This is a genomic window from Pseudomonas sp. P20 (assembly GCF_016463925.1).
Classification (GTDB): Bacteria; Pseudomonadota; Gammaproteobacteria; order Pseudomonadales; family Pseudomonadaceae; genus Pseudomonas; species Pseudomonas aeruginosa.
Genome location: NZ_JAEMVM010000068.1, coordinates 1 through 8,676 on the forward strand (window position 1 = coordinate 1; position 8,676 = coordinate 8,676).

The following is an 8,676-nucleotide window of genomic DNA, read 5'->3' on the forward strand; positions in this document are numbered from 1 at the left end:
CGCCGCAGCGGTTCGGTCCCGAAAGGGGCTCGAAACGAAGCTTCACCGAGGTGCTTGACAGCGAATTTGAACGCTGTAGAATGCGCCTCCCGCTGATCGGAAGATGGTTTGAAGGTCGGCGCAAGCGGTTGAGTAGAAAAGAAAATTTTCGAAAATAACGCTTGACGGAACGAGAGGTTGCTGTAGAATGCGCGGCCTCGGTTGAGACGAAAGCCTTGACCAACTGCTCTTTAACAAGTCGAATCAAGCAATTCGTGTGGGTGCTTGTGATGTAAGGCTGGTGATCGCAAGATTATCAGCAACGCAAGTAACACTCGTGAATTCGAGAGTTTTATCTCTTTTTAAGAGAATGCGATTGCTGAGCCAAGTTTAGGGTTTTCTCAAAACCCAAGCAGTATTGAACTGAAGAGTTTGATCATGGCTCAGATTGAACGCTGGCGGCAGGCCTAACACATGCAAGTCGAGCGGATGAAGGGAGCTTGCTCCTGGATTCAGCGGCGGACGGGTGAGTAATGCCTAGGAATCTGCCTGGTAGTGGGGGATAACGTCCGGAAACGGGCGCTAATACCGCATACGTCCTGAGGGAGAAAGTGGGGGATCTTCGGACCTCACGCTATCAGATGAGCCTAGGTCGGATTAGCTAGTTGGTGGGGTAAAGGCCTACCAAGGCGACGATCCGTAACTGGTCTGAGAGGATGATCAGTCACACTGGAACTGAGACACGGTCCAGACTCCTACGGGAGGCAGCAGTGGGGAATATTGGACAATGGGCGAAAGCCTGATCCAGCCATGCCGCGTGTGTGAAGAAGGTCTTCGGATTGTAAAGCACTTTAAGTTGGGAGGAAGGGCAGTAAGTTAATACCTTGCTGTTTTGACGTTACCAACAGAATAAGCACCGGCTAACTTCGTGCCAGCAGCCGCGGTAATACGAAGGGTGCAAGCGTTAATCGGAATTACTGGGCGTAAAGCGCGCGTAGGTGGTTCAGCAAGTTGGATGTGAAATCCCCGGGCTCAACCTGGGAACTGCATCCAAAACTACTGAGCTAGAGTACGGTAGAGGGTGGTGGAATTTCCTGTGTAGCGGTGAAATGCGTAGATATAGGAAGGAACACCAGTGGCGAAGGCGACCACCTGGACTGATACTGACACTGAGGTGCGAAAGCGTGGGGAGCAAACAGGATTAGATACCCTGGTAGTCCACGCCGTAAACGATGTCGACTAGCCGTTGGGATCCTTGAGATCTTAGTGGCGCAGCTAACGCGATAAGTCGACCGCCTGGGGAGTACGGCCGCAAGGTTAAAACTCAAATGAATTGACGGGGGCCCGCACAAGCGGTGGAGCATGTGGTTTAATTCGAAGCAACGCGAAGAACCTTACCTGGCCTTGACATGCTGAGAACTTTCCAGAGATGGATTGGTGCCTTCGGGAACTCAGACACAGGTGCTGCATGGCTGTCGTCAGCTCGTGTCGTGAGATGTTGGGTTAAGTCCCGTAACGAGCGCAACCCTTGTCCTTAGTTACCAGCACCTCGGGTGGGCACTCTAAGGAGACTGCCGGTGACAAACCGGAGGAAGGTGGGGATGACGTCAAGTCATCATGGCCCTTACGGCCAGGGCTACACACGTGCTACAATGGTCGGTACAAAGGGTTGCCAAGCCGCGAGGTGGAGCTAATCCCATAAAACCGATCGTAGTCCGGATCGCAGTCTGCAACTCGACTGCGTGAAGTCGGAATCGCTAGTAATCGTGAATCAGAATGTCACGGTGAATACGTTCCCGGGCCTTGTACACACCGCCCGTCACACCATGGGAGTGGGTTGCTCCAGAAGTAGCTAGTCTAACCGCAAGGGGGACGGTTACCACGGAGTGATTCATGACTGGGGTGAAGTCGTAACAAGGTAGCCGTAGGGGAACCTGCGGCTGGATCACCTCCTTAATCGAAGATCTCAGCTTCTTCATAAGCTCCCACACGAATTGCTTGATTCACTGGTTAGACGATTGGGTCTGTAGCTCAGTTGGTTAGAGCGCACCCCTGATAAGGGTGAGGTCGGCAGTTCGAATCTGCCCAGACCCACCAATTGTTGGTGTGCTGCGTGATCCGATACGGGGCCATAGCTCAGCTGGGAGAGCGCCTGCTTTGCACGCAGGAGGTCAGGAGTTCGATCCTCCTTGGCTCCACCATCTAAAACAATCGTCGAAAGCTCAGAAATGAATGTTCGTGAATGAACATTGATTTCTGGTCTTTGCACCAGAACTGTTCTTTAAAAATTCGGGTATGTGATAGAAGTAAGACTGAATGATCTCTTTCACTGGTGATCATTCAAGTCAAGGTAAAATTTGCGAGTTCAAGCGCGAATTTTCGGCGAATGTCGTCTTCACAGTATAACCAGATTGCTTGGGGTTATATGGTCAAGTGAAGAAGCGCATACGGTGGATGCCTTGGCAGTCAGAGGCGATGAAAGACGTGGTAGCCTGCGAAAAGCTTCGGGGAGTCGGCAAACAGACTTTGATCCGGAGATCTCTGAATGGGGGAACCCACCTAGGATAACCTAGGTATCTTGTACTGAATCCATAGGTGCAAGAGGCGAACCAGGGGAACTGAAACATCTAAGTACCCTGAGGAAAAGAAATCAACCGAGATTCCCTTAGTAGTGGCGAGCGAACGGGGATTAGCCCTTAAGCTTCATTGATTTTAGCGGAACGCTCTGGAAAGTGCGGCCATAGTGGGTGATAGCCCCGTACGCGAAAGGATCTTTGAAGTGAAATCGAGTAGGACGGAGCACGAGAAACTTTGTCTGAACATGGGGGGACCATCCTCCAAGGCTAAATACTACTGACTGACCGATAGTGAACCAGTACCGTGAGGGAAAGGCGAAAAGAACCCCGGAGAGGGGAGTGAAATAGAACCTGAAACCGTATGCGTACAAGCAGTGGGAGCCTACTTGTTAGGTGACTGCGTACCTTTTGTATAATGGGTCAGCGACTTATATTCAGTGGCAAGCTTAACCGTATAGGGTAGGCGTAGCGAAAGCGAGTCTTAATAGGGCGTTTAGTCGCTGGGTATAGACCCGAAACCGGGCGATCTATCCATGAGCAGGTTGAAGGTTAGGTAACACTGACTGGAGGACCGAACCCACTCCCGTTGAAAAGGTAGGGGATGACTTGTGGATCGGAGTGAAAGGCTAATCAAGCTCGGAGATAGCTGGTTCTCCTCGAAAGCTATTTAGGTAGCGCCTCATGTATCACTCTGGGGGGTAGAGCACTGTTTCGGCTAGGGGGTCATCCCGACTTACCAAACCGATGCAAACTCCGAATACCCAGAAGTGCCGAGCATGGGAGACACACGGCGGGTGCTAACGTCCGTCGTGAAAAGGGAAACAACCCAGACCGCCAGCTAAGGTCCCAAAGTTGTGGTTAAGTGGTAAACGATGTGGGAAGGCTTAGACAGCTAGGAGGTTGGCTTAGAAGCAGCCATCCTTTAAAGAAAGCGTAATAGCTCACTAGTCGAGTCGGCCTGCGCGGAAGATGTAACGGGGCTCAAACCACACACCGAAGCTGCGGGTGTCACGTAAGTGACGCGGTAGAGGAGCGTTCTGTAAGCCTGTGAAGGTGAGTTGAGAAGCTTGCTGGAGGTATCAGAAGTGCGAATGCTGACATGAGTAACGACAATGGGTGTGAAAAACACCCACGCCGAAAGACCAAGGGTTCCTGCGCAACGTTAATCGACGCAGGGTTAGTCGGTTCCTAAGGCGAGGCTGAAAAGCGTAGTCGATGGGAAACAGGTTAATATTCCTGTACTTCTGGTTACTGCGATGGAGGGACGGAGAAGGCTAGGCCAGCTTGGCGTTGGTTGTCCAAGTTTAAGGTGGTAGGCTGAAATCTTAGGTAAATCCGGGGTTTCAAGGCCGAGAGCTGATGACGAGTCGTCTTTTAGATGACGAAGTGGTTGATGCCATGCTTCCAAGAAAAGCTTCTAAGCTTCAGGTAACCAGGAACCGTACCCCAAACCGACACAGGTGGTCGGGTAGAGAATACCAAGGCGCTTGAGAGAACTCGGGTGAAGGAACTAGGCAAAATGGCACCGTAACTTCGGGAGAAGGTGCGCCGGCTAGGGTGAAGGATTTACTCCGTAAGCTCTGGCTGGTCGAAGATACCAGGCCGCTGCGACTGTTTATTAAAAACACAGCACTCTGCAAACACGAAAGTGGACGTATAGGGTGTGACGCCTGCCCGGTGCCGGAAGGTTAATTGATGGGGTTAGCGCAAGCGAAGCTCTTGATCGAAGCCCCGGTAAACGGCGGCCGTAACTATAACGGTCCTAAGGTAGCGAAATTCCTTGTCGGGTAAGTTCCGACCTGCACGAATGGCGTAACGATGGCGGCGCTGTCTCCACCCGAGACTCAGTGAAATTGAAATCGCTGTGAAGATGCAGTGTATCCGCGGCTAGACGGAAAGACCCCGTGAACCTTTACTGTAGCTTTGCACTGGACTTTGAGCCTGCTTGTGTAGGATAGGTGGGAGGCTTTGAAGCGTGGACGCCAGTTCGCGTGGAGCCATCCTTGAAATACCACCCTGGCATGCTTGAGGTTCTAACTCTGGTCCGTGATCCGGATCGAGGACAGTGTATGGTGGGCAGTTTGACTGGGGCGGTCTCCTCCTAAAGAGTAACGGAGGAGTACGAAGGTGCGCTCAGACCGGTCGGAAATCGGTCGCAGAGTATAAAGGCAAAAGCGCGCTTGACTGCGAGACAGACACGTCGAGCAGGTACGAAAGTAGGTCTTAGTGATCCGGTGGTTCTGTATGGAAGGGCCATCGCTCAACGGATAAAAGGTACTCCGGGGATAACAGGCTGATACCGCCCAAGAGTTCATATCGACGGCGGTGTTTGGCACCTCGATGTCGGCTCATCACATCCTGGGGCTGAAGCCGGTCCCAAGGGTATGGCTGTTCGCCATTTAAAGTGGTACGCGAGCTGGGTTTAGAACGTCGTGAGACAGTTCGGTCCCTATCTGCCGTGGACGTTTGAGATTTGAGAGGGGCTGCTCCTAGTACGAGAGGACCGGAGTGGACGAACCTCTGGTGTTCCGGTTGTCACGCCAGTGGCATTGCCGGGTAGCTATGTTCGGAAAAGATAACCGCTGAAAGCATCTAAGCGGGAAACTTGCCTCAAGATGAGATCTCACTGGGAACTTGATTCCCCTGAAGGGCCGTCGAAGACTACGACGTTGATAGGCTGGGTGTGTAAGCGTTGTGAGGCGTTGAGCTAACCAGTACTAATTGCCCGTGAGGCTTGACCATATAACACCCAAACAATCTGATGATTGTGTGTTGTAAGGTGAAGTCGACGAACCGAAAGTTCGCATGAACCGCAAAACACCTTGAAATCACATACCTGAATCCGGATAGACGTAAGCCCAAGCGAACGGATATCCAACCGAATTGCTTGACGATCATAGAGCGTTGGAACCACCTGATCCCTTCCCGAACTCAGAAGTGAAACGACGCATCGCCGATGGTAGTGTGGGGTCTCCCCATGTGAGAGTAGGTCATCGTCAAGCTCCTATCCCAAAACCCCTGGTCAGCGATGACCAGGGGTTTTGCTTTTGCGCGCGGAAAAGTCTGCGAAAATCCGGGGAAAAGGCAGCTATACGGCAGGGCTTTTCGTAGGCAAAGCGCAAGTGCCTCTATATGATGCGTGCCTGGCTAGTGTGGGGCGTCTATGCAGACCTTGCTGAAACTACTTCAAGACGGGCGATTCCACTCCGGTGAGGAGTTGGGGGCAGTACTGGGCATCAGTCGCAGTGCAGTCTGGAAACGCTTGCAGCACCTGGAGGCTGAACATGGCCTGCAGTTCCACAAGGTGCGTGGCCGGGGTTACCGTCTGGCGAGTCCCCTCAGTCTCCTGGATCCGCGGAAGATCGACAGCCTCTGGCCTGTCGAGATCATGCCCACCGTCGATTCGACCAATAGCGAGGCCATGCGCAGGCTCGCGGCTGGAGCCTCGACGCCTTTCGTTATCGTCGCCGAGCAGCAGACTGCCGGGCGTGGACGTCGCGGCCGAGCCTGGGTCAGTCCCTATGGAGAGAACCTCTATTATTCTCTGGCCATTACTGTCAGGGGGGGCGCTCGGGAGCTCGAAGGGTTGAGCCTGGTTGTCGGTCTCGCGGTGCTCCGGGCCCTGGAGTCTTTGGGCGTCCGGGACGCCGGGTTGAAGTGGCCGAACGACCTTCTGCAGGGAGGCAAGAAGATCGCCGGAATTCTCCTGGAGCTGAGTGGCGACCCCGCGGATCTGTGTCATGTCGTTATCGGCATAGGGATCAACGTCAACATGAAGACCGCCACTGATATCGGCCAGCCTTGGACCTCCCTGCGCGAAGCGCTGGGGGAGCTGGTGGATCGTTCGCGGCTGCTTTCTGCTCTCAATCGGCAGTTGGCCGATTATCTCGATAGGCATTCGCGCGAAGGCTTTGCTGCAAGTCGCGAGGAGTGGGAGTCCTGCAATCTCTGGCAGGGTGCCCAGGTCATTCTCTCGACTGCTCTGAGTTCCATCGAGGGTCGTGTGCTGGGTGTCGATAGCCGAGGAGCGCTGCGTCTCGAGGTGGATGGCGTGGAGCAGGGGTTCAGTGGAGGGGAGCTTAGTTTGAGGTTGCGTCAATGATTCTTGAGCTCGACTGTGGAAACTCGCTGATCAAGTGGCGGGTCATCGAGGGGGCGGCGCGGTCGATCGCCGGTGGCCTTGCGGAGTCCGATGATGCCCTGGTCGAACAGTTAACGTCGCAGCAAGCGCTGCCAGTGCGAGCCTGTCGCCTGGTGAGCGTTCGCAGCGAGCAGGAAACCTCGCAACTGGTCGCACGGTTGGAGCAGCTGTTCCCGGTTTCGGCGCTGGTTGCATCATCCGGCAAGCAGTTGGCGGGTGTGCGCAACGGCTATCTCGATTACCAGCGCCTGGGGCTCGACCGCTGGCTGGCCCTCGTCGCGGCTCATCATCTGGCTAAGAAGGCCTGCCTGGTCATCGATCTGGGGACCGCGGTCACCTCTGACCTGGTCGCGGCGGATGGAGTGCATCTGGGGGGCTACATATGCCCGGGCATGACCCTGATGAGAAGCCAGTTGCGCACCCATACCCGACGTATCCGCTACGACGATGCAGAGGCCCGTCGGGCGCTTGCCAGTCTCCAGCCAGGGCAGGCCACGGCCGAGGCGGTTGAGCGGGGTTGTCTGCTCATGCTCAGGGGGTTCGTTCGTGAGCAGTACGCCATGGCGTGCGAGCTGCTCGGTCCGGATTGTGAAATATTCCTGACGGGTGGGGATGCCGAACTGGTTCGCGACGAACTGGCTGGCGCCCGGATCATGCCGGACCTGGTTTTCGTAGGGCTGGCACTGGCTTGCCCGATTGAGTGAGAGGATCTATGCGCTGGTTCTTCCTGTTTCTCCTGGCCCTGAACGTCTTCTACTACGTCTGGCACCAGCAGCAATCCCCGCTACGGGCCAAGGAAATCGCACCGCTGGAACTCTATAAGGATGGGCAGAAGAACATTCTGCTGCTGGCCGAGAGCAACCTTGCTTCCAGGGCGCGCTCGGGGTCGCAGGTGCCGGCGCCGAGTGTGCCTCCGGCTGCCGAAGAGTCGATCGCATCCGAGTCGGCCTGTCTCTATCTTGGCGGAGGCGGTGAGGAGGTGGATGCCCGAAGGTTGCAGCAGCGCCTGCTGGGCCTGGATATCGAGGCGGAGGTCGAGGCCCGTGGGGAGATGAGCGTCGATTACTGGGTCTATCTTCCTCCGCTAGCCTCGCGGGAGGCTGCGCTTCGTCAGTTGAAGGAGCTTCAGGCGCGCAATATCGACAGCTACCTGATTGGCGAGGGAGTGCTGGCCAATGGCATTTCTTTGGGGATGTTTTCCGCGCGGGATTCGGCTGAAAGTGCGCAGGTGCGTCTCAAGACGGCAGGTTACGAGGCGGAGCTGAAGGAGTTGCCCCGCGGGCAGCGTGATTTCTGGGTAAGGGTGGCTCCCGGCAGCCGGCGCCTGGTGGATGAGCAACTGCTCCAGGAGCTGGCTCGGGACTTCAAGGGATTGCAGCATCAAATAATGTCGTGCAAAGGTGTTGCATCCCCCTGATGGTTTGCATAGAATGGCGCCCGCTTCGCAGGGGGAAGGCTGAAAGACTCCTACCATGAAGTTGCTGTTGAAACCTAAGTTCAGGTTTTTTAAGAGAAAACTCTTGACAGCAAGGTGGCAGACGTAGAGAATGCCGCCCACCAGTTTGGAGGGATTCCCGAGTGGCCAAAGGGATCAGACTGTAAATCTGACGTCATAGACTTCGAAGGTTCGAATCCTTCTCCCTCCACCAGTTTAAAAGCGTGAGCTTCGGGCTCCGCGGGTATAGTTCAGTGGTAGAACCTCAGCCTTCCAAGCTGATGATGCGGGTTCGATTCCCGCTACCCGCTCCAGTCAAGTTGCTTGTGTTTCGCTCATGTAGCTCAGTTGGTAGAGCACACCCTTGGTAAGGGTGAGGTCAGCGGTTCAAATCCGCTCATGAGCTCCATTTATCCAGGGGCAGATATGAAAATATCTGCCCTTGTTCTAATGGTAGCGTGATCCGCTCAATTCCTTGAAGGGGATGGTCTCCATGGCTAAAGAAAAATTTGAACGGAACAAGCCGCACGTCAACGTCGGCACCA

General features: G+C 54.8%; 3 protein-coding genes, 5 tRNA genes and 3 rRNA genes. All 11 read left to right on the forward strand.

From position 1 onward, the window contains the following. The first annotated feature begins 399 nt into the window (after positions 1-399). Positions 400-1,935, forward strand: a 16S ribosomal RNA gene (locus tag JHD77_RS31420). Positions 1,936-1,999: 64 nt separating this feature from the next. Beyond that, positions 2,000-2,076: transfer RNA gene (locus JHD77_RS31425), tRNA-Ile, on the forward strand. 28 nt (positions 2,077-2,104) lie between these two features. After that, positions 2,105-2,180 (forward strand) — tRNA-Ala (locus JHD77_RS31430). Positions 2,181-2,406: 226 nt separating this feature from the next. Further along, positions 2,407-5,297 (forward strand): 23S ribosomal RNA (locus JHD77_RS31435). A 144-nt stretch (positions 5,298-5,441) separates the two neighbouring features. Continuing rightward, positions 5,442-5,557, forward strand: a 5S ribosomal RNA gene (gene rrf, locus JHD77_RS31440). Together the 16S, 23S and 5S rRNA genes with 2 tRNA genes alongside form the textbook arrangement of a ribosomal RNA operon. A 161-nt stretch (positions 5,558-5,718) precedes the next feature. Continuing rightward, positions 5,719-6,657, forward strand: a complete 939-nt coding sequence (gene birA, locus JHD77_RS31445) for a bifunctional biotin--[acetyl-CoA-carboxylase] ligase/biotin operon repressor BirA (RefSeq protein ID WP_003117986.1) — start codon at positions 5,719-5,721, stop codon at positions 6,655-6,657. After that, the gene (locus tag JHD77_RS31450) at positions 6,654-7,400 is read left to right on the forward strand and encodes a pantothenate kinase (protein WP_010793479.1); all 747 of its coding nucleotides are present in this window, start codon (positions 6,654-6,656) and stop codon (positions 7,398-7,400) included. The genes birA and JHD77_RS31450 overlap by 4 nt, the downstream gene beginning before the upstream one ends. Positions 7,401-7,408: 8 nt before the next feature. Further along, positions 7,409-8,113, forward strand: a complete 705-nt coding sequence (locus JHD77_RS31455; RefSeq protein WP_003121858.1) for an SPOR domain-containing protein — start codon at positions 7,409-7,411, stop codon at positions 8,111-8,113. 147 nt (positions 8,114-8,260) lie between these two features. Further along, positions 8,261-8,345, forward strand: a tRNA-Tyr gene (locus JHD77_RS31460). Between the two features lie 26 nt (positions 8,346-8,371). Further along, positions 8,372-8,445 (forward strand) — tRNA-Gly (locus tag JHD77_RS31465). A gap of 19 nt (positions 8,446-8,464) precedes the next feature. After that, positions 8,465-8,540 (forward strand) — tRNA-Thr (locus JHD77_RS31470). Positions 8,541-8,676: the final 136 nt, after the last annotated feature.